The sequence below is a fragment of the Acaryochloris sp. CCMEE 5410 genome (genome assembly GCF_000238775.2).
Taxonomy (GTDB): Bacteria; Cyanobacteriota; Cyanobacteriia; order Thermosynechococcales; family Thermosynechococcaceae; genus Acaryochloris.
The window spans coordinates 934997-955404 of the sequence record NZ_AFEJ02000002.1; the positions used below are offsets into that span (position 1 = coordinate 934997).

At 48.1% G+C, this 20408-nt stretch carries 19 protein-coding genes and 1 tRNA gene; 7 read left to right on the forward strand and 13 right to left on the reverse strand.

Annotated elements, in window-relative coordinates:
- Nucleotides 1–10: 10 nt before the first annotated feature.
- Together ON05_RS25115 and ON05_RS25120 are read right to left on the reverse strand one after the other, a co-directional pair.
- Complete coding sequence (locus ON05_RS25115) at nt 11–1681, reverse strand: AAA-like domain-containing protein (RefSeq protein ID WP_010477266.1); 1671 nt, start codon at nt 1679–1681, stop codon at nt 11–13.
- Between the two features lie 218 nt (nt 1682–1899).
- A complete protein-coding gene (locus ON05_RS25120; RefSeq protein ID WP_010477264.1) occupies nt 1900–2865 on the reverse strand; it encodes a YHYH protein in 966 nt (321 codons plus the stop codon).
- A gap of 132 nt (nt 2866–2997) precedes the next feature.
- On the opposite strand from ON05_RS25120, the gene ON05_RS25125 reads away from it, so the two are divergent.
- On the forward strand, nt 2998–3603 hold the full coding sequence (locus ON05_RS25125) for a nucleoside triphosphate pyrophosphatase (RefSeq protein WP_010477262.1): 606 nt from the start codon (nt 2998–3000) through the stop codon (nt 3601–3603).
- Here ON05_RS25125 and ON05_RS25130 read toward each other — a convergent pair.
- The 4 genes from ON05_RS25130 to ON05_RS25145 all read right to left on the reverse strand — a co-directional run bounded on the left by ON05_RS25130 (nt 3587) and on the right by ON05_RS25145 (nt 8363).
- A complete protein-coding gene (locus ON05_RS25130; RefSeq protein WP_010477260.1) occupies nt 3587–4135 on the reverse strand; it encodes a L,D-transpeptidase in 549 nt (182 codons plus the stop codon). The genes ON05_RS25125 and ON05_RS25130 overlap by 17 nt on opposite strands.
- Nucleotides 4136–4508: 373 nt before the next feature.
- Nucleotides 4509–5618, reverse strand: a complete 1110-nt coding sequence (locus ON05_RS25135; RefSeq protein WP_262562347.1) for a clostripain-related cysteine peptidase — start codon at nt 5616–5618, stop codon at nt 4509–4511.
- Between the two features lie 150 nt (nt 5619–5768).
- Nucleotides 5769–6596 (reverse strand): type I methionyl aminopeptidase, encoded by an 828-nt coding sequence (gene map, locus ON05_RS25140; protein WP_010477256.1) that lies wholly within the window; start codon nt 6594–6596, stop codon nt 5769–5771.
- Nucleotides 6597–6818: 222 nt separating this feature from the next.
- Nucleotides 6819–8363 (reverse strand): NAD(P)/FAD-dependent oxidoreductase, encoded by a 1545-nt coding sequence (locus ON05_RS25145; protein ID WP_010477254.1) that lies wholly within the window; start codon nt 8361–8363, stop codon nt 6819–6821.
- Nucleotides 8364–8449: 86 nt separating this feature from the next.
- On the opposite strand from ON05_RS25145, the gene ON05_RS25150 reads away from it, so the two are divergent.
- Nucleotides 8450–9250, forward strand: a complete 801-nt coding sequence (locus ON05_RS25150; RefSeq protein WP_010477252.1) for an undecaprenyl-diphosphate phosphatase — start codon at nt 8450–8452, stop codon at nt 9248–9250.
- A gap of 13 nt (nt 9251–9263) precedes the next feature.
- Here the strand turns inward: ON05_RS25150 and eis are convergent, their stop codons facing one another.
- Entirely contained in the window at nt 9264–10448 is a 1185-nt protein-coding gene (gene eis / locus ON05_RS25155; protein WP_010477250.1) for an enhanced intracellular survival protein Eis, read from the reverse strand.
- Nucleotides 10449–10630: 182 nt separating this feature from the next.
- Here eis and ON05_RS25160 point away from each other — a divergent pair.
- Nucleotides 10631–10712: transfer RNA gene (locus ON05_RS25160), tRNA-Leu, on the forward strand.
- 33 nt (nt 10713–10745) lie between these two features.
- Here ON05_RS25160 and ON05_RS25165 read toward each other — a convergent pair.
- Both ON05_RS25165 and nadA read right to left on the reverse strand, forming a co-directional pair.
- Nucleotides 10746–11177, reverse strand: coding sequence for a hypothetical protein (locus ON05_RS25165; RefSeq protein WP_010477248.1), 432 nt, complete (start codon nt 11175–11177; stop codon nt 10746–10748).
- 86 nt (nt 11178–11263) lie between these two features.
- Complete coding sequence (gene nadA, locus ON05_RS25170; protein ID WP_010477246.1) at nt 11264–12229, reverse strand: quinolinate synthase NadA; 966 nt, start codon at nt 12227–12229, stop codon at nt 11264–11266.
- Between the two features lie 633 nt (nt 12230–12862).
- Here nadA and ON05_RS25175 point away from each other — a divergent pair.
- The 3 genes from ON05_RS25175 to ON05_RS25190 all read left to right on the forward strand — a co-directional run bounded on the left by ON05_RS25175 (nt 12863) and on the right by ON05_RS25190 (nt 16051).
- Nucleotides 12863–13150: a cell division protein SepF gene (locus ON05_RS25175; RefSeq protein ID WP_010477244.1), complete on the forward strand. Its 288-nt coding sequence runs from the start codon at nt 12863–12865 to the stop codon at nt 13148–13150.
- A gap of 168 nt (nt 13151–13318) precedes the next feature.
- Nucleotides 13319–14788, forward strand: coding sequence for a glycolate oxidase subunit GlcD (gene glcD, locus ON05_RS25180; protein ID WP_010477242.1), 1470 nt, complete (start codon nt 13319–13321; stop codon nt 14786–14788).
- A 249-nt stretch (nt 14789–15037) separates the two neighbouring features.
- Entirely contained in the window at nt 15038–16051 is a 1014-nt protein-coding gene (locus tag ON05_RS25190) for a TIGR00266 family protein (RefSeq protein WP_010477239.1), read from the forward strand.
- Nucleotides 16052–16180: 129 nt separating this feature from the next.
- On the opposite strand, the gene ON05_RS25195 is transcribed toward ON05_RS25190, so the two are convergent.
- The gene (locus ON05_RS25195) at nt 16181–16771 is read right to left on the reverse strand and encodes a YrhB domain-containing protein (protein WP_010477237.1); all 591 of its coding nucleotides are present in this window, start codon (nt 16769–16771) and stop codon (nt 16181–16183) included.
- Nucleotides 16772–16947: 176 nt separating this feature from the next.
- Between ON05_RS25195 and ON05_RS25200 the strand changes: the two genes are divergently transcribed.
- Nucleotides 16948–18099, forward strand: a complete 1152-nt coding sequence (locus ON05_RS25200; RefSeq protein ID WP_010477234.1) for an L-dopachrome tautomerase-related protein — start codon at nt 16948–16950, stop codon at nt 18097–18099.
- 13 nt (nt 18100–18112) lie between these two features.
- Here ON05_RS25200 and ON05_RS25205 read toward each other — a convergent pair whose 3' ends face one another.
- The 3 genes from ON05_RS25205 to ON05_RS25215 form a co-directional block, all read right to left on the reverse strand.
- The gene (locus ON05_RS25205) at nt 18113–18313 is read right to left on the reverse strand and encodes a type II toxin-antitoxin system Phd/YefM family antitoxin (protein ID WP_010477232.1); all 201 of its coding nucleotides are present in this window, start codon (nt 18311–18313) and stop codon (nt 18113–18115) included.
- A gap of 89 nt (nt 18314–18402) precedes the next feature.
- On the reverse strand, nt 18403–19398 hold the full coding sequence (locus ON05_RS25210) for an acyl-CoA desaturase (protein ID WP_010477230.1): 996 nt from the start codon (nt 19396–19398) through the stop codon (nt 18403–18405).
- 355 nt (nt 19399–19753) lie between these two features.
- Nucleotides 19754–20407, reverse strand: coding sequence for a glutathione S-transferase (locus tag ON05_RS25215; protein ID WP_010477228.1), 654 nt, complete (start codon nt 20405–20407; stop codon nt 19754–19756).
- Between the last annotated feature and the right edge of the window lies 1 nt (nt 20408).

A 20408-nucleotide genomic window follows, 5' to 3' on the forward strand; every position in this document is an offset into this window, starting at 1 on the left:
TAAGGCCAGGTTAGTCAGCCGCAATAGCAATCTGCACCCGATCTCGCCCTAATGCTTTGGCCTGGTAAAGTGCCTGATCCGCTGCTTTGATTAAACTCGTCGGATCCTGATCGAGGGTGGGAATGATACTGGCGACCCCCATACTGGCCGTGACAATTTTGGTGGCGACGGTAGAACGATCGTGACTTATCTTTTTCTCCTTGATGCAGTTCAGCATGGTCTCAGCTATTTGGGCCGCACTTTCTGCAGTGGTGAGGGGCAGCACCACCACAAATTCTTCGCCGCCATATCGTGCCACCAAGTCCGAGGCTCGTTGAGCGCACCTTTGCATAGCCTGAGCAACCTGCTGAAGGCATTGGTCTCCAGCCTGATGACCGTAGGTATCGTTGTAGAGCTTAAAGCAGTCTACATCTGCCAAGATCACGGCCAAAGGAGCTTGCATCTCGCCTAACTGTTGCCACTTTGCCTGAATAAACTCATCAAAGGACCGACGATTGGCAACTTGGGTAAGGGCATCTAAATTAACAAGCTGTTTTAATTGCGTATTCTCTTCTTCCAGTTGGGCTAACCGTTCTCGCCAAGCATCCAGTTGACTGAAGGTTTTGTGAACAAAAAATTGCCTATAGAGTTCACAGGAGATCAGGCACTCATTTCTCCTTAGCTCCACTAACCCTAAGCTATTGAGCTTATATGCAATGACGGGTTCTAATTCAAACCCGCTCTTTGCTGATACCACATCCTTGAGGGCCGCCGCTAGCTCAGGCTGGTGATTGAGGGTGGTTAAGAGCTTCTGGAGGTGGTGGCGATAGATGCTTGCTTGGGTGGGAGCCTCCTGCAAAAACTGGTCTAGGGTCTTTTGGCCATAGCTAATGTCATACAGGGCCATATTGACTAAAGCAGGACGCCCACCCACTAAGTCCATTAACTGCTGGGCCTCACTGTCGGATTCCCAGTCCAAACCATAAGCATAGGCCAATGCTTTGACTTGGACCAAATTAAACGGCGGCAACCGAATCGGCAAGCCCACATTAAACGGCGAGTGATTAATATTCAGGGGAACATACACTTCTGTGGAGTGACTGACCATGAGTCGCAGATGGCGAAAAACATCACCTTGTTTGGCTTGCTCATGCCAAAAGCGCAACAAGGGTAAGAAATCGACGGCAATGGCGACATGTTCAAAGATCTCTTCAACATGCTGAAGGGCAATGACCAGGGGGGTATCTAGCTCAGCCAGCAAATAATCTTCAAAATACATGGTGCAGCTTAGCTTTGCCCCAATGTCGTCATCCCAATAGTCATCTAAACAAGAGGGCTTTCTCAGCTGATAAGTAACGCTAGCGCAGAACCACCGCAAAAACTTGCCAATATTGGTAAAAATATCTTGATCCGCAGTCTGAAAGTTGATCGTCACCGTCTGATAGCCCTGGGCACGAGCATGAGCAGTGAGCCGCAATAACAGAGAGCTTTTTCCCATGCCTTGGGGCGCTTGAATACGCACTAAACCGCCCGGTTTTTCGATGCCCTGATAGGCATGATTCTCCAGGGGTAATCGCTCAATATAGAGGGATGAATCTAACGAAATCGCACCGCTAGGGAAGTGAAGATCGGCAGGATTAATTGAGGGTCTTGTTGGAACAGAAGAAGGAGGGTCGAGTGGTGACTCAGAAACCGTATTCATTCTAAATAGAGTCTTAGCTTAAAGTTGAGCAAAACCAGGAGGTCAGTTGGTTTGAGCCTATTGTGCCCAGAACAGATTGGCATTCTCAATTTCGATTCAGCTTTTCTTCGTTGAGAGCTTTTTTTGCCTCTTCTTAAGCTCTGGGATCTCTTCAAGATTAGGGGAGGTTAATGGTGGTGCCGAGGCGGAGGAGGCCAATTACCAGGGTGGGGCGGACGTCAATGTCGAGGGGGTCGATGTCGAGGCGGATGGTGTTTGGGTGGATGCTGCTTAGGAGGAGAGGGAGGGTGGTGGTGTGGCCTCCGCGAAGGCGGCAGATGATTGCGGGCAAAACTTGAATCAGGGGTGCCTCGAAAACATCTAGGAATAAACGGATAGGTCTCAGTAATGTAGTAGTGATAGATCCCTTGAGGATGCTCCGGGGTGACACCCACTCGGCCATTACACTGGTCCAGATCACCGATACCCTGAACAAACTGATAATCCTGCTCAAAGGTACCGTCATATAGCCCTAAAGGGCCGTCGGGTCTCCGGCCTGACTTTAACCGATAACTCGGTTTCATTTGTTTTAGCTCTGAATTAGCATCTTGGGCATCGGTATAGCCCTTAACAGCGTAGATGGGAAATCCATCAGCTGCATATCCCACCAAAATCATCGGTTTGGCAGAGGAGAGAGAGACAATTAAACCTGTGGGTAACCCATGATAGTGATATGCTCCCGTCGGCTGAACATGGGCATGATGGTCATCCAGTCCCAAATTGATAGCCCCAGACAAGGCATTGTACCGCCATCCCGATTGGCGATCGTTATTCCAAAATTCTGCCGTTCCTGGATCAAACGGAACCCCATTCAATGCCACGCCAAACGGCTGTCTCTTCATAGGGGTAATGGTTGCAGCTTGTTGGGGACGAACAGTCACACGATACTGATGGGTTTGGGGTGAGATTCGATTGGGGTTGCCACGATTTGGAAAGGTGCCTGGCGGATGATCAGGGATACCATTACTGGTGATGTAGCGATAATTCCCCTTTACTTCAATGGTGACTTGGTGCTGGAATGCCAGTTTTTGGGCAATGGTGGACGACCCTTGAGGATGGGTTTGAGCAGCGGACTCCAGCCAAAGGGGTAAACAAATAATGCTCCAATGTCCGAACTTTATTCCCCATGTTCGCAGCTTACCCATAGAATGATCGTCAACCCCGTATCCCTAGAGACGCACTCAGTTTACCCAATCCCATGGGCATGAATGACACTTCACCTAGGGCTAAAGGAACACCAGCTCCTCAAGACATATAGCCGTTTGGTATCCATCCCTATGACGATTCCTTTTATTTTGGCCTCTGCCTCCCCCGCTCGTCGCCAACTACTGAAGACGGTCGGTATTGATCCGGTGGTTCTTCCCAGCCATTTTGACGAATCTCAAGTCACTACAACGGATCCGGAAGCCTTGGTCACCACCCTGGCCACAGGCAAAGCTAAAGTGGTTGCCCACCAGCAACAGCCTCCTGCATTGGTGTTGGGATGCGATTCGGTGTTGGAGTTAGGAGGCAAAATTTATGGTAAGCCCCAGGGGATTGAAGATGCGATCGCAAGATGGAAAACTATGCGCGGTCAGACAGGTCGCCTACTCACCGGACATACCCTGATCGATCTCAGGCAAAACCGTCAGCTCGTCCGTTGCCAAATCACTGAAGTAGATTTTGCTCCCCTAACGGATGGTCAAATTCGAGCCTACGCAGAAACGAGTGAACCTTTACACTGTGCAGGCTGCTTTGCCCTAGATGGTCGAGGGGGACTGTTTGTCGAGCAGATCAGAGGTTGCCATAGCAATGTGATTGGCCTAAGTCTGCCGTTACTGCGGCAAATGCTAACAGAGCTAGGTTATGACGTTACAGACCTATGGTCTAACGAGTCACCTTAACGGGAGTCCCCACCGCAACCAATTCAAACAGCTCCTGAATATGTTCGTCATACATGCGAACACAACCGTGAGACGCGGCGGAGCCGACGGAAGCCCGATTAGGGGTGCCATGAAACCCGATCCAGTTTTTGCCATTGGTCCAAAATCCTAACCAACGGGTACCGAGGGGATTATCGGGGGCACCCCCTGGAATGACGTAGTCCTTACCCTGAAAAGGGTTTTGCCAGGAGGGATTACGAACTTTTGTTTGAACTTCGAAATCTCCTACAGGGGTGGGCCATCCGGCTTTTCCTACCGCTACCGGATAGGTTTTTAAGACCTGATCTCCCTGAAATAGGGTCACCTGGCGACGACTAATGCTGAGTTCTAACCGGCGAGTCCCATGGGCACTCGGCAAATAATTTCGAGGTTGATCCAAACCTGGCAAAGGTGTTTCAGGAATATTTTGCTCTGCTGCTTGAGCGACATCAAATGAAGCTATTGTGCCGACATAAATTACTACACAGGCAATTTTAATAAATTCAGTTTTCATGGGAGAAATTAAAACAGCAGAAGATGCATTAGAGACGTTAAACCAATAGTTCCCAAAACATCTGCTTCAAATCTAGCTTATGAAAATTTGAAGAGCAATATTTATTTTGTTTTCGAATATAATTTAATCAAAGAGGTTCTACTTCATTCCTTTTTTTCGCTAAGCGCATTTTTAACTCAACCCACCCATTGGCATCAGTGATTGGTGCTGGGGATAGCAATAGCCAGATAAAATGTTAGGGGAGTGTCAGCACAGATCAGCACAGAGTGGTCTTTCTTTAGAACGCGACAAATGCCGCAACAGAACCATTCTCTGCATTCCTCTTGATTGAGCCTATGAGCCCAGATCAATACCCAGGCATATTCTGAGTCGGTTACCCCTCCACTAAACGGGTATATAGCCCCACTAGGTTCACGTACTGGTACAGGGCTAAGGAAGAATAGCGGGCCACATCTTGTTGAGTTTCAGGAAAATATAAACCTAAGCCACATAACACTTCAGCCTCAGTGTGGGGCAGAGGGGGACCGAAAAGTTGTCCTCCAGTCTTATGGGACACTATCACCGAGGTTTTGAGAAAATCAGCAAATTCAACCAGTTCATCCTCACTTTGTTCACTGAATTCCGAGAGACGCTGGAGTAGCATGAGCGCATCACAGTGCAACTCACCGAAGTATGGATAAGTGGAAATATTTAATTGACTGAGTGAAGGTAGACGCCCCTTAAGAATGGGTTGGAGCAATTTTGAAAGTTGTTCAGGAATTTCCTCAACAGCTTGATTATCCACCAAAGTCAGGGTGTGATACATATCAGCCCTTTCAGTATCCATGATGGTAAGGGCAGCTTCACGTCCATCTACTAATGTGTCAAGCTTTTTCAGCCAATCTTCATAGTAGTAATTTGGGGCACCCAAGGTAAGTTGTGAGGCAAGGGTGTATCGTGCACAGTCCTTGGCTTCATAAATCACTTCGAGGGTCGCTTTATTGCAATTTTGGAAATACAGTAACTCAACCTGGTCCTGCGTCGATGGGTTGAATTGACGGATAGCTTTTGTAAATTGGTCAACGCTCATCCAGGTGCGCGTCTGACGATGATGGGTGTGATCATCTGGACTCAGTTCATTGATCTTGCCGCCATGACCCACAACAATGACAGCCCAATGCTCAGCTTCAAAGGTTTGATTGGCCCAATTCAAATACGCGACTAAAGCAGTGTGATCGCTACTGTCTTCTTCTAAAACCTCGATCTCAGTGACAGTACCCTTAATAATCTGACGACGACGCATTCGGGATTTTCCCCAATAGTCAGATTGCACGGCTATTGCAACGTCAGTGTTTTGGGTGCCAGAGATCAACATCTCAATGATGGGTTCCCCAAAATGTGACAGGTCGTTGTCATAAGGCATCCAATACAAAACAGCCCATTTATAGTGTGCATGGGCTGAAGCCAATTGGGCCGTTTGAGCAACGTTTAATTCACGGCTCACTATCCCAGGAAAGCAAGCTGAGCCCACCGCATACCGAATAAACTTCCTTCGTTTCATAAGGAAATTAAAGCATTTCAGAAATGCGAGTGGGACCGCACAATCATTCCTAGGCTAGGAGATTCTTTGAACCAGGCCTTTGAGGCCGTTGTTCTACACCAGATTGCGATCTGTCAGGATTTCATATCCAGTTTTAGTAACCAGAATGGTGTGCTCAAACTGAGCTGACAGCGCATTATCAACCGTCACTGCCGTCCAGCGATCTTTGAGAATCTTGGTCACCTTGGAACCCGCATTGAGAATCGGCTCAATGGCTAACGTCATCCCAGAGCGAAGTTTGACATTGCGCATCTGGCGGGTGCGATAGTTAAACACCGAGGGTTCTTCGTGGAGATTACGACCGACCCCATGCCCCGTGAAGTCTTCTACCACTACAAAACCATTTCCTTCCACATGGTCTTGGATAGCTCCGGCAATATCCATGAGGTAATTGCCTTCTTTCACCTGCTCAATACCCTTAAAGAGGGATTCTTCAGCTATTTTGATGAGTTTGGCCGCATCGGGAGTGACTTCTTCAACCGCAATGGTAATACAGGAATCGCCATGAAAGCCTTCAAAATACGCGCCTGTATCAACTTTTAAGACATCCCCTGACTGAATCACTTTTTTGGGATTGGGAATCCCATGCACCACTTCATGGTTAATGCTGGCGCAAATAGATGCCGGGAAACCGTGATATCCCTTAAAACTAGGGGTGGCGCCCATCTCCCGAATTCGCTTTTCAGCATGGGCATCCAAATCGGCAGTCGTCATGCCCGGCTCGACTAGTTCAGAAATCTCCTTCAGAACCGTGGCGACAATGCGGGACGCCTGTCGCATGATTTCAATCTCACGCTTGGACTTGATTTCAATCCCTCGACCTCGTTGCTTCGGTACAGAGGGCTGGGCAGGCTGTGCCAATAGATTAGAGAGAATGTTCATGCGTTTTTGAAGACAGGTTTGCTGAGGATGTAGACCAATCGACTGAACAATGCAGCAGCAAGCTACATGAATTGATCACCCTATCCATAAGGATAACGCCAAATTCTCCTTCATAGGCAGATAGCCACTGCCTTAAGAAGGATTTATCATACTGACCAACGCCTCCTCCCTATGTTGAGAATTGTGGTTGAACCTCTTCAGAGACCACTAAAGCTCAAGCTTTTAATTTACACAACCAATATGCTGAAGCATTTCCAGTTGTTGTTGAGCAGGCACTAAAGCATGAGCGGCTAAGAATCCACTCGCTGCCACTGCAGGCATGCCAATCCCTGGAAACGTGGAATCGCCACAGCAAAGCAGACCCGGAATTTTCGTTTTGGGACCAGGAAACAGTCCGGTACCTGCACGAATCCCGGGTCCATAGGTCCCCCGATGGCGACGTAGAAATCGCTCATGGGTTAAGGGTGTGCCCACCAAGGACACCTCACAACGGGATCGAATATCGGGGATAATCCGCTCCAAAGCCTGCCACATCACCTCTGCCCGCTGTTGCTTAAGCTGAGCATAGTCAGAACTGTTCCGATCCAACCCCTGCCAGAGATCATAGGGTTCATTGCCGGGGGTGTAAGCATGAATCACATGCTTATTCTCAGGAGCCAGTGAGGGATCCAGCAGGGATGGAATAGACACCAAAACTACATTCTGGGGGGCCGTCACCCCTTGTTGCCAATCATTCACCACAATGTAGTGACAGGCCAAATCTGAGGGCAGGTTTTGTCCGTCAATTCCCAAGTGCAAATGCATAAAGCTGGGGCAGTCCGGCAAGGTTTGTTTTTGCCGATGACGGCTATGGGAAGCGGGCAGTAAAGCAGCCGTATCCCAGAAAGAGGCATTTGAAATCACGGCCTGACGACATCGCAATTCCTCTCCGGTTCGTAATCGCACCCCAGCGGCTCGATGGTTCTCAATCAGGATCTCTTCGACATGGGAACTGAATCGGATCTGGCCGCCCTTTTTTGTCAGTCCTCGGAGCAGCGCCTCTGCGATCGCACCGCTGCCACCCATGGGATAATCCAACACCACATCCGGGCGATACCATTCCCCAAACATAAAGGCCATTTCCGCCGCAATAATCCCATCCGCTGGTAACCCCGCTAGTAAGAAGCTCATTAAATCCAGCCAGTTGAGCAGAAATTCATCCGTGACCTGTCCCTGAATCACCTGGTTAAACGGGCCGTTTAGTTGGGCTAATCGCGGAAATTTCTTCAGGAGTTTGGGGATAAACCGACCGACGGTTTGCAATACACCTAAGTCAAATCGAACTGCTGCAGCAGGAAGTGCGATAGCAGCTTCTTTCAACGGCTCCATTCGCTGCTGTAAGGTCCGCCATTCAGCAACGGCTGATTCTCCTCGCAGCTCCCGCACGACTTCACAAAACTGATCGGCCCCGACAGAAGTGAAGAAATTCCCCTCCGGTAAACAGCATCCCCAAGTATCGTAGGTGGCCCATTCCAAATCCTCACCAATGGCATCGAGCACCTGGCGTAAGGGGTTCGGGGATGGACTAAAAGATAATCCTGAGAACAGAGACGGACCTGAATCAAAGGTATAGCCCTGGCGTTGAAATCCATGGGCAGCTCCACCGGGTAGAGTATGACTTTCACACACTAAAACCTTAAGGCCATACTGGGCCAACAGCGCCCCACAGCTCAATCCACCAATGCCACTGCCGATAATGATTACATCTAAATTGTCGTCCTTCACCATCCACAATTACCCCATACCTCGGTTATTAATGGTAAATTCGCCAAGGATATTAAAACAACGCGATTTCTCTTCTCCTCTACACGGCTATGACCTTACTGCAAGCAATTATTTTGGGGATTGTACAGGGACTCACAGAGTTTCTGCCCGTCTCCAGCTCTGGGCATTTAGTGCTCGCCAGCTATTACTTAGGTTGGTGGGAGAAGCTGCCCCTCTATGTAGATATCGCCACCAATACAGGCACCTTCTTAGCCGTTTTAGTTGCTCTCCGTAAAGATGTCTGGCAAGCTTTATCGGGTTTTTTTGCGGGCCTGACTTCGTCTGCGGCTCGACAGCAAGAGGGATGGCGAATGGCGCTACTGGTGGTTTTAGGCTCCATCCCCACAGCCATGATTGGTTTAGGCTTAAAACCCATTTTTGAGGAACTCAATCAACCTCTCTATGTATCCTTTGCCTTAATCGTGACGGGACTGGTGTTATGGTTCACCCCCAAGTCCGGCCTTAAGCGCAATGCCATGTCCCTTAGCTGGCTGGATGCCACTATAGGCGGCATTGCTCAAGGATGTGCTGTTATTCCAGGCATCTCCCGGTCTGGCAGCACTATTTCCACCATGCTCTGGCGCGGTGCGACCTCCGATTTAGCACCCCGTTTTTCTTTTCTCATGTATTTAGTGGTGTCCTTTGGTGTAGCCATTTTGGGTATTGATGAAATGCGAGAAGAAGGACTACAACTCGCTCCCCTCTTAGGCATGATTATTGCCTCTTTCGTTACAGGCTACATCGCGTTGCTTTGGCTGTTTTCCGTCTTAAAAAAAGGACAGTTCAAATGGTTTGCCCCCTACCTCTGGCTCGTTGCAGCGATCACGCTGATGAAATTGGCCATAGGCTAACCTCAGCCCACCTCTAGAAATGATCGCTCAGCCACGGTTGAGGACCACTAAAGAGTGTGGTTGCCAAAGCCAGAACCTCCCTCGAACCATCGACAGCCCCCAGTAACTTTAACTCCTGGGCCGTCAGCAGACTGGAATAGAGCGGCGCAAGACCGCGAATATTCAATTTCAAGTCTCCCCGCCCCCCGGTTCTCACCTGCCCCTGTCCTTGGGATACTTGCAATACAAACTGGCCTGAATTAGCAGGCACGAGCGGATCGTCTACTTGTAAATGCAGCTCTGCTTCCAGGGCAGGTGGGTAGCCCCGCAGGGTTAACGCCTTGGGTAAATCGACAATCCGCATCAACCAGCGTTCTGTTTTCTTTACCTGATAGGTTTGTTCCGCCAGAAAAAGCTGCAATGGATCGACTGGAGCCCCATACCACTGGATATCCTTGGCTAAGGACCGATGATCGGCGAAAAAGGTCCATAGCCGTTGTCCTGCGGCGGGAGTAATCCAGACCCAGTCGTAAATATTGATGTTGTAACACCCTGAATCCACCTGATGGGCAAAGATCACATATCCCTCCGGGTGGGCCTGTTCCCCAATTAGGTAGGTATAGATAGGCGTATCATCCTCTATCATCTGTTCCCAAATCGCCGGGTGGCGATCCAGGTTACCGTTGGTTTGCTGGGCTCGCTGCTCATACAGCTCAATCAAGACAGCTAAATCACTGGGGTCCATCGCCGTGATCGGTAAACTCCGATCTTGAATCGTCAAGGACTGGGTGGACAGCTCATAGAGGCAGTAAGTGCCCGCTTGTTCAAACCCCACGCTTCGATAGAGCTGTGAGGTGGACGCATACAAGGTTGCTAACGGAACGCCCTGCTGATGCAAGGTTTTCACGGTTTCAGCCATCAGGGACCGGGCGACCCCTGCCCCTCGATATTCTGGGGCGATGCCCACGCCAGCAATACCATGCATGGGAATGCGCTGCCCGCCAAACCACTGGCCCATGGGATAAATCCCTAGGCCCCCTAATACGGTGTCACCATGGCAAATGACCCTTAAATTATCTTGTCCCAGCTGCCGGGCAAAGGTTTGCCAATGCTCGGCAGACACATTAAAACACTGGGTTAACAATTGGCCCAAGGCCTGGACTTGTCGGGAGGTGGTGGGGATGCCAACCTCGTAGTGCTGATGGGAAATCTGGGACATTCTCAAGCACCTCGTCTAGAATTACCCCTGTTCAGTCTCCAGAAGAGACCGCTCAAATCGTTGTTGGTCAACAGATAGGCAAAAATTTTCAGCCCCCAGATGACATCTAGGGATATGTTGGTATACTAGATGAGCTTTTGTGCATTAGTCATCCTGACTGGTGTCGAGGTGCTTCCCAGTCTGCGGATGTGGTGGAATTGGTAGACACGCACGCTTGAGGGGCGTGTGGCTTATGCCTTGCGAGTTCGATTCTCGCCATCCGCATAGCTATTCCTTATGAATATTGAGATTTTAGGTCTAGGGTTCGCTGGCTTCTGCTTGAGGGGCAAACAAAACGTTATCTGCATGACTTTGCGGGAAAAAGTTAACGCCGACGGCTGATGCAGCCAAATAAGCGGTACTCAGCACCACAGCAGACAGCAGGCTTCCCGCCAATCCCATGGATAGATAGCGACGCAGGCCTTGATCATGAACCTCTAGCTGGGCAATCCTCACTCGTTTATGAGTTCTCCGATCTTTCCCTAACAAAACAACAAAGTAATATTTGCGTCCCAACAGCGAGAAGGACTTACGGACATCCAACTTCCGACTGGGTGGAGAAGAACTTGTTAAAGCCGTCATCAAAGCCTGACGCTGTGTGGCATCAAAGGACTCAGACACCTCTAAGGGGAGCTTGTTCAGAAATCGCGCGAGAGTTTCTTCTTCCTTACTGTTATTGGTCGGAATCATCAGGAATTTCTCCCAAACTGTACTAGCAGAATACCGTGGTTATTCTGCCCAAAACAGCGTGATTTCACTTATATTTGTGGCGGGCATCAAACACTCATCTCTAGCATGCGCTGAATGGGATGGAGGGCAGCTTGGCGAATGTCTTCCGGTATCGTGATTTCCGGTTTGCGATCGCGCATCGATACATACAGCTTCTCCAACGTGTTCAACCGCATGTAGGGGCATTCATTACAGGCACAGTTCCCCGTCGGTGGAGCCGGAATAAATTGCTTGCCGGGGGCCTGCTTCTCCATCTGGTGCAAAATGCCCGATTCCGTCGCCACGATAAAGGTGTCTAGGGGACTGGTTTGCGTATATTTCAGGAGAGCTGTTGTCGAGCCAATAAAGCTGGCATGTCTCAAAATGGTAGCTTCGCATTCCGGGTGAGCAATCACCTCTGCTTGGGGATTTTTGGTTTTGAGTTCAATCAACCGCCGTTCAGAAAAGGTTTCATGAACGATACAGCTTCCTTGCCAGAGCACCAAGTCCCGCCCCGTTTCGGCCATCACGTAGCGACCCAGATTTTGATCAGGAGCAAAAATAATCGGTTGATCGACGGGGATTTGATTGACGATATGAACCGCGTTGGAGCTAGTGCAGATGATGTCGCTCATGGCCTTAATCTCAGCCGTACAGTTGATGTAGGAAATCACCAAGTGATCGGGGTGAGCAGCTTTGAAAGTGGCAAATTGGTCAGGGGGACAACTATCTGCCAAAGAACAACCGGCGTCCACATCAGGCAGCAATACCAATTTATCTGGATTCAAAATTTTAGCCGTCTCCGCCATGAAATGAACGCCAGCGAAAACAATGACTTCAGCATTGGTGTCAGCAGCTTGGCGAGAGAGGCCTAAAGAGTCCCCTAAGTAATCTGCGACATCTTGGATCTCGGGCTCTTGATAGTAGTGAGCCAAGACAATGGCATTCAGGTCTTTCTTTAGGTCATTAATCGCACCCACTAAATCATGGGGCGTTGACAAAACATCATTTGGGCGAAGGGCGGTTGTAAACACTGGTCAGCGTCTATTTTTTGACGAAGGTTAATAGTTGACAATTAGAATTATAGTTGAATTTACCAAAAATGCCTAATCCAACCCTGCGAACCCTCTCTGCGAGGGATCCATCTCGGAGCTAAGAGGTCTGCCGTCTCCCACTAAATGATTCCGAAGATGAAGTGACATTCTAGAAAGACTAAGAACAATGAAGCAAAATATTCAAATATTAAATTAAGGTAAGGCTTATCCCTGGCAAGGGTTAAGGAAATTGGATCAGTGTTAGCCTATGTGCAGACAAATGATTACACAATTAAATATTTCTGGTATCGAGGCATCAGCTTTCACCAACATTTAGTTTGGTCTCGTTTATTCTTCCACCTGGAGATTCTTACATTTAGTCACTTAGTTCTACTAAGGTGTGGTTTGAGGAAGATAAAGCTGATAGGGGGGAGAGAAGCTTATTGCTTCAATGTCAGTGTTATGGGCGTTTACTAGCTGAATTCTCTCACTAATTCGCTAGGAGCCTAGCGCTTATCTCTCATGCATTATCTCAGATAGATGATGTCCAGTATTCCTTTTGGGGGCTGGGTTAGATGTGTGTTGACTTGAGCACGATTCCATTTGAGCTGTTTCAGCATCAAGACTTGAACCATGGACAATATCATTCCTCTATTTAGTACTTCACAGCCGGAGATTAAGGTTGTGAAGCCCAGCTCCTTTGAAGAAGCCCAACAAGCAGTCGATCACCTTAAAAGTGGTTGTCTGGTAATGTGTAATGTTTCTGAACTCCCCTTTAAGCTAGCTCAGCGCATTATCGATTTTTTATCCGGTAGTATCGATATTCTCTCTGGAGATGTCGTGAAAGTGGGTAGTGGCGTTTTTCTCTACAGTTTGACGGAAATTGAAGTAGCGGGCTTCCAGGATCAGCGATCTGCTTAAATTTCTAACTCTCTAACCATCCAAAATCATTGTGATTAGTGCTGCAGAAGCACGAACGACAGGGGCATTGACTCCTAGATTGAGCTTCCTCAGCCTGAGGGGGCGTAATTCTAGTCTAAGCTAGGCATAGGTCATTGCGGCCTGCCCCTTACTGCAGACTATATCCTCATGATTGCCACAGATACTCAACGCAATTGGCAACCGATTATCCGACAAATGCAAACCGTTGTCGGCCAAGATGGGGTGATCGTCACGCCAGAAGAGTTATCGGTTTACGAGTGCGATGGCTTAGCGAGCTACCGACAACGACCTAGCCTGGTTGTTTTGCCACAAACGACGGAAGAGGTGGCAGCGGTGGTGGAGATTTGCGATCGCAACCAGATACCGTTCGTGGCCAGAGGCTCGGGAACAGGTCTGTCTGGCGGAGCAATGCCTACAGAAGGTTGTGTGTTAATCGTGACCTCCCGCATGAATAAAATCCTCGAAATTGATATTGAGAACCAATGCGTGGTGGTCCAACCGGGGGTGATTAATGCTTGGGTGACCCAGGCGGTCGCCCCTGATGGCTTTTACTATGCCCCTGATCCGTCCAGCCAGATTATTTGCTCCATCGGTGGCAATATTGCCGAGAATTCCGGTGGCGTCCACTGTCTCAAGTATGGGGTGACCACCAACCATGTCTTGGGAATGAAAATGGTCCTCACCAACGGTGAAGTGGTGGATCTAGGCGGCAAGGTTGCAGATATGCCAGGCTATGACCTGACAGGGGTGTTTGTGGGGTCGGAAGGGACCTTAGGCATTGCCACAGAAATTACCCTGAGAATTTTACGCAGCGCTGATGCTATTTCCGTGCTACTCGCTGATTTCACCACCATTGATGCCGCCGGAAAAACCGTTGCCGACATTATCGGGGCAGGGGTGATTCCCGCTGGCATGGAAATTATGGATAACTTCAGCATCAACGCGGTGGAAGATGTGGTGGCGACAGACTGCTATCCCCGCGATGCGGGTTCTATCCTCTTGATTGAGTTGGATGGTCTGCAAGTTGAAGTGAATGCCAGTAGTGAACGGGTCAAAGAAATTTGCCGCCAAAACGGGGCTCGAAATATCACCGTAGCCACAGAACCAGAAGAACGGCTGAGGCTTTGGCAGGGACGGAAAGCGGCTTTTGCAGCGGCTGGAAAGCTTAGTCCCAACTATTTTGTCCAAGATGGGGTGATTCCAAGAACTGAACTGGCCTACGTATTAGGCGAAATCAACGCCCTTGGTGATAAATTTGGCTACCGCATTGCCAATGTTTTCCATGCCGGAGACGGAAATTTACACCCGCTGATTCTTTATGATGAGTCGGTTCCGGGGTCTTTAGAAAAGGTGGAAGAGTTGGGAGGCGAAATTCTGAAGCTCTGTGTGCGCGTTGGCGGCAGTATTTCCGGTGAACATGGCATTGGGGCGGATAAACGCTGCTATATGCCGGATATGTTCTCGGAGGCGGATTTAGAGACGATGCAGTGGGTCCGTCATGTGTTTAACCCCAAGGAGTTAGCCAATCCTGGTAAGGTTTTTCCCACACCTCGCACCTGTGGGGAAGGGGCCCATACCCATTTACCTGTGGAGATTGATGGGGCGATGCTGTTTTAAGCAAGGTGTTGCATAAAATCACTCATATTCGGTTTCTTTTCGCTAATGTTCAATTTCATCGGAAGCTTGTGCTGCCGTGTTCTGCTGCGGTACCAATTCTTCTTTCATAAATTTGAACGTTTCATTGCAGACCTGAATCTGTAGCCTGCAATCTGGGAAAGCTATATCACATCGTTCCTTGCTCCCACGGCTTGTGTGGACTTTGAGCAATGATATTTGTAGTTTGGTGAGCGGCAATTAGAGAGCATCATGACAACTTGGTATTTCAACTACGGTAGCGATCGCCTTGGTCCTTTTGATGAAAAGCAGGCGATTGACCAAGCCAGACAAAATCCTAATGGCTATTGCTGGCGCCAGGGATTTACCGATTGGCTCCCCATCTCCCAAGTAGCCGAACTTCAGGGAGATGCGGTTGCCGCTGCAGCCCCACCTCCCCCACCTCCTGTAGGACCGGGTGCAGCCCATGAGATTGACTATCAAATTTTCGGCGAAGACATGCAGTTTGTCGAAGTCGAACTCGATCCAGGTGAAAGTGCCGTGGCTGAGGCGGGAGCGATGATGTACAAAGATGCCGTTGTCCAAATGGAAACCATCTTTGGCGATGGGTCAGCCCAAGCGTCCCAGGGGGGCTTTATGGATAAGTTAGTCGGCGCAGGCAAACGTCTGGTTACGGGCGAAAGCTTGTTCACAACTGTATTTACCCACGGCGGTCCCCAAGGGAAAGCCCATGTGGCCTTTGCGGCTCCCTATCCCGGCACCATTATTGCTGCCAAGCTTAGCGATTATGGCGGCCGGTTGATTTGTCAAAAAGATAGCTTCCTCTGCGCTGCCAAAGGAGTTCAAATTGGCATTCATTTCCAGAAAAAGATTCTGACAGGGCTTTTTGGCGGTGAAGGCTTTATTATGCAGAAGCTAGATGGTACAGGCTTAGCCTTTCTCCATGCCGGTGGGACAGTAGTTCAACGGGACCTGAAAGCGGGCGAAACCTTACATGTGGATACGGGTTGTCTCGTTGCCTTAACGGACTCTGTCCATTACGACATTCAGCAAGCAGGTAATGTTAAGTCCATTATCTTTGGTGGAGAAGGGTTATTTTTCGCGACCCTAACAGGGCCGGGGCATGTGTGGTTACAATCTCTTCCCTTTTCCAGAATGGCAGGGCGAATGTTAGCAGCAGCGCCTCAAAGAAGTGGAGGGAGTAGTCGTGGTGAAGGATCTTTACTAGGAAGCCTTGGTGACTTGCTAGATGGGGACAACTTTTAGTGGGATAGTTTCCTCAAATAAGGGTATTTTCTGCGAAAAGATCTATTCTGCTGCTCCTATACCATTTACATCAAGCAAAAGCGAACTTAGTTCATTGCCTTGTCATACCGCGATCTAAAGCTAGTTGCCCTAGCCAAAATGAAATGCCTCAGCTGCAGTTGGGGATATCATATGTTCTGGAAATTCAAACGCCATACAGGCTGGTAGATTATCTTCCAGTCTGATTTCTGTATGCAATTCAATGGCATCACATTCTTCTGTTATCCAGTCCAGATGGCGACGCATACCATGAAAAAGAGGTGTGGGAAGACATGGGACAAAATCACGAGCGCGTTTAGAAGTTAACTTAAGCAATTTCTTGATTTTAAGAATGGCATCCTTTCGATCTTGGTCACCTGTGAGCCAAAGGCACCAAAATTTACCACTTGCTAAAATTTCCATCTCATAATCATAGATTTCATCGTTCAAGCTGCAGCCAGAACCAAATTTCCGAATTTCACCCGTATGGCGATTGAAAAACACAGGTCCAGGACCAACAACAGCATCTAAATGATTTCTTGTTCGATAATATTTTTCGTTATTAAAGAAAAATATCCAACCCCAGTGTTTCTCAATGGTTGAATCATCGAAAATAATCATTCGTTGCTCTAGCGGAGCATTTTCGTCTCGATATAAAGCTGAACCATAAAGAATCTGAATCGCCTGATCACGTGAAAACATTTTATGGGTATTTATTCCAAGAATATAAATGTTAATTATATTCTTGGATATATTCTTGGAATCTAATACTCTTGTCTGCCGGGAGAATGGAGCTTCCTTTAAGTCGAATTGTCATGCTTGACATTACTTTCTATCTGCACGTTAATCACCATTAGTAGGCGTTTGGAGCATCCCCGTTGAATTGGCCTAATCTTCGTTTTTGTCGTAGACAAGTTGTGATCGCAGTCTGTACCTGCCTAGTTTTAATTGGCTTTCACTTCCATCCCCCCCAAGCAGTCACCGCCAAACCTACTACCAATCAGTTAGAGATTGTGGCTGAACTCCCCCAGGGGGCAGAAGTCGGAAATATTGCCGTTACGGCAGATAAGCGAATTTTTTGTAGCGTCCATAGCTTCTTTGGCAACCAAAACCGGGCCATCGAAGTACTTGATCAAAAAAATTGGCAAATCTATCCCAATTCAGATTGGGGGAAAGCCCCGGATGCTAGCCCTCCCAATTGGTCAGGTCTCAACAATACGTTGGGAATTCAGGCAGACGGGACGGGAAATATTTGGTTCTTGGATAATCCTAATCCTGCCTTTCCCACAGGACGCTTAATTGCCTGGGATACGCGACGAGATGAACTTCATCAGGTGATTTATTTACCTCCACCCGTGATCACGGAGAATGCCTTTCTCAATGATTTTGCAGTGGATGCCAAGCATGAAGCCATTTACATTGCCGATACTGCAGGTGGACCGGATGCGGCTCTGATTGTGGTTGATCTAAAGACTGGCTTAGCTCGTCGAGTTCTGCAAGGTAGCCCAAATACTGTCCCAGAAGATATCGATATAAAGATTGATGGTCGAGTCATTTCCCTAGGAGATGCCCCAGCCCGAATCGGCGTTAATCCCATCACCATCGATCCGGCCTATCAATGGGTTTACTTTGGGGCGATGAATGGCCAGTCTCTCTATCGAATTCGCACCTCGGATTTATTGAATCAATCCTTAAATGAGCAGCAGTTAAAGCAAAAAGTCCAACGCTATGGCGATAAACCAATCAGTGATGGGATTACGGCGGACAGTGCAGGAAATATCTATATTACAGACATTACGGCTAATGCGATTGGTGTAATCAACGCCGCTGGTAAATACCAGATTCTCTATCAAGATGATCAGACCCTGAGTTGGCCAGATGGCTTAGCAATTGGCCCCGATGGCTATGTTTATGGAACGGTCAATCAACTCCACAAATCACCTCCCTTAAATGGGGGTAACAACGATGCGATCGCACCTTTCTTAGTTATTCGATTCCCCACCTTAGCCCCGAGCAGTGTCGGTCGATAAAGGAGAGTGCAGCTTAAGCTTTCAATGGAGAGAGCTGATGCTCCTCAAGATTGAGGGTTTTCTCAATGGCCCACCAGTCTTCTTCACTCACCAAAACTGCATTTCCCTGCTGACTCGTAATGGTCACGGGAGCATGGGTATCGTTAACACGGTCAATTAAACCAACTAACTTACACTGAGCCTCATGGGCCGGAATGATTGGGGAAGTAGGCATTTTTATTTAACAGCTTTTTTAATGCTGTCTAGTTTAGGCCATCTTGGTGCCTAATTTCTCAGCTACCTTGAAGAGCATCAATAACGCAATCAAGACATTGTTGCCTGGGAGTAACTAACCTCTTCCTCACCAATCGCCATCAACCTTAGCCATCTGTAGTTAGAAGCGATAGCTTCTGCAAAGGTTGGGTACACCATATAATTGACGCCAAATTCCTGGCAAACTTCGGCTACGATTGGAGCAATTTTGGGATAGTGAATATGACAGATTTGAGGGAATAAGTGGTGTACAGCTTGATAGTTGAGTCCACCCACATACCAATTTAAGAAAGGATTACGAGGCGCAAAGTCCGCTGTTGTTTTCAACTGAAAAATCGCCCATTCATCTTCAATCTGGTTTGATTCAGGATCAGGCTTAGGGAAGTCAATGCCTTCCATGACATGGGCCAACATAAAAATCTCACAGACAATAGCCCCATAAGTCCAATAGGCGATACAGAAACCCAGCACTATCTGTAAGGGAGAGTAGCCCACCAAATAAGGGGTGACCATAAAGAACGACACACCAATGATTCGCCCCACCCAAAAGGTGACGTAATCAATGGGTTGCCTGGCTGGAAGGGTGTTGGTTTGATAGGGAGTATTGCGGATAAACCGTTGAATATCTCTGAAATACCAATAAATAGGAATAAAGGGATAAATAAACCAAATCCAATAATGTTGCCATCGATGGTGAGGTTTATGGTCCGTATGGGGTGACATACGAACAACACCATCTCCCTCGATTTCGTTGTCGTACCCTTCAATGTTGGTATAGATGTGATGGAGCTGATTATGGCGAAATTTCCATAAAAAGCTAGAGACACCAATAACGTCGTAACAACTGCCAACAATTCGATTGACCAGGGGGCTCGACGAGTAACCACCATGATTGGCGTCATGGCCTACGCTCATGCCGAAGCCAGCCACCCCCATTCCTAAGGCCACACACCCCATTATCTTGATGGCAAGATTGGGTGGCCCAAAGAGGATGATGCTCCAAGCGGTCAGCGTCCAAGTGGTAATCACTAGCGTCTTGAAATACATCGCTGGATTATCCCGAGGCCTGATATTGTTTGTGGCGAAATATTCGTTAACCCGTCGGCTCAATTCTTTCCTAAACCCGACGTTCCTGGCAAAGGTAACTTGTGGATTTGTCAATTTCGATACCTGTTTAGTTGATCGAATTTTATATCTAAACCTTGCCCTTAAATGAGAAACATTCGATTTCAGATAGTTATCTTAATCAAACAATGATGGAACGTTGGCCAGCACTACAGTAAATCAGGAAATACTGAGAACTGTGAAAAGTTGTATATCGACCTCCAAAAAGTCGCCATTCAAGGATATACAGGCTTTTTTGTTACCTCATCAAGATTCAATATTGATAGAGATGACGAGATTAGGGACCTGGAAACAAAGGACCCACTTCACCAGATTTCCACTGGGGGTACTTGCCCATAATTTGCTGAAAGAGGTCGGATTCTAAAAATTCTGCTAACCAAGCCTGTAGATGGGGCCAAGGTTGAGCATCAAACCAAGGTCGATCGGTATTGGCAAATTGACGAACAAATGGGGCTATCGCCATATCTGCCCAGGATCTGTGCTGATCACAAAGATAAGTTGTTTCGCCTAGTTGATGATTCAACGTTTCCAAAAATTTAGAACCCTCAGTCCGATGCTCTTGGGCATTGGTGTTTTCGTAGCGTTGGGCGTACTTGTAGCGATCTAGGTGATGCTTAAAATGACCATCACTTGCCGCCACTAAAGCTTGCAGATGTGCCATTTGCCCTGGATCTGCTCGAAGCCAGACTTCAGAATCCTGTTGATTAAGAGCCCACATCATAATTTCTAGGCTTTCTTCCAAGATGGAACCGTCCACCTGAACTAGGACAGGAACCGTTCCTTTAGGGGAAATATCCAGCATCTCCTGGGGCTTGTCTCGCAACACCACTTCCCGAAGTTCACAGATCTGTTGGCTAACGGTTAAAGCCAATCGCGCCCGCATGGCATAGGGACAGCGGCGAAAGGAATACAAGATAGGATAGGTTGTCATG

Coding starts and splice junctions, on each gene's coding strand:
- ON05_RS25115 (WP_010477266.1), bottom strand. CDS start 1,681: ATGAATACGGTTTCTGAGTCACCACTCGACCCTCCTTCTTCTGTTCCA.
- ON05_RS25120 (WP_010477264.1), bottom strand. CDS start 2,865: ATGGGTAAGCTGCGAACATGGGGAATAAAGTTCGGACATTGGAGCATT.
- ON05_RS25125 (WP_010477262.1), top strand. CDS start 2,998: ATGACGATTCCTTTTATTTTGGCCTCTGCCTCCCCCGCTCGTCGCCAA.
- ON05_RS25130 (WP_010477260.1), bottom strand. CDS start 4,135: ATGAAAACTGAATTTATTAAAATTGCCTGTGTAGTAATTTATGTCGGC.
- map (WP_010477256.1), bottom strand. CDS start 6,596: ATGAACATTCTCTCTAATCTATTGGCACAGCCTGCCCAGCCCTCTGTA.
- ON05_RS25145 (WP_010477254.1), bottom strand. CDS start 8,363: ATGGTGAAGGACGACAATTTAGATGTAATCATTATCGGCAGTGGCATT.
- ON05_RS25150 (WP_010477252.1), top strand. CDS start 8,450: ATGACCTTACTGCAAGCAATTATTTTGGGGATTGTACAGGGACTCACA.
- eis (WP_010477250.1), bottom strand. CDS start 10,448: ATGTCCCAGATTTCCCATCAGCACTACGAGGTTGGCATCCCCACCACC.
- ON05_RS25165 (WP_010477248.1), bottom strand. CDS start 11,177: ATGATTCCGACCAATAACAGTAAGGAAGAAGAAACTCTCGCGCGATTT.
- ON05_RS25175 (WP_010477244.1), top strand. CDS start 12,863: ATGGACAATATCATTCCTCTATTTAGTACTTCACAGCCGGAGATTAAG.
- glcD (WP_010477242.1), top strand. CDS start 13,319: ATGATTGCCACAGATACTCAACGCAATTGGCAACCGATTATCCGACAA.
- ON05_RS25190 (WP_010477239.1), top strand. CDS start 15,038: ATGACAACTTGGTATTTCAACTACGGTAGCGATCGCCTTGGTCCTTTT.
- ON05_RS25195 (WP_010477237.1), bottom strand. CDS start 16,771: ATGTTTTCACGTGATCAGGCGATTCAGATTCTTTATGGTTCAGCTTTA.
- ON05_RS25205 (WP_010477232.1), bottom strand. CDS start 18,313: ATGCCTACTTCCCCAATCATTCCGGCCCATGAGGCTCAGTGTAAGTTA.
- ON05_RS25210 (WP_010477230.1), bottom strand. CDS start 19,398: ATGTATTTCAAGACGCTAGTGATTACCACTTGGACGCTGACCGCTTGG.
- ON05_RS25215 (WP_010477228.1), bottom strand. CDS start 20,407: ATGACAACCTATCCTATCTTGTATTCCTTTCGCCGCTGTCCCTATGCC.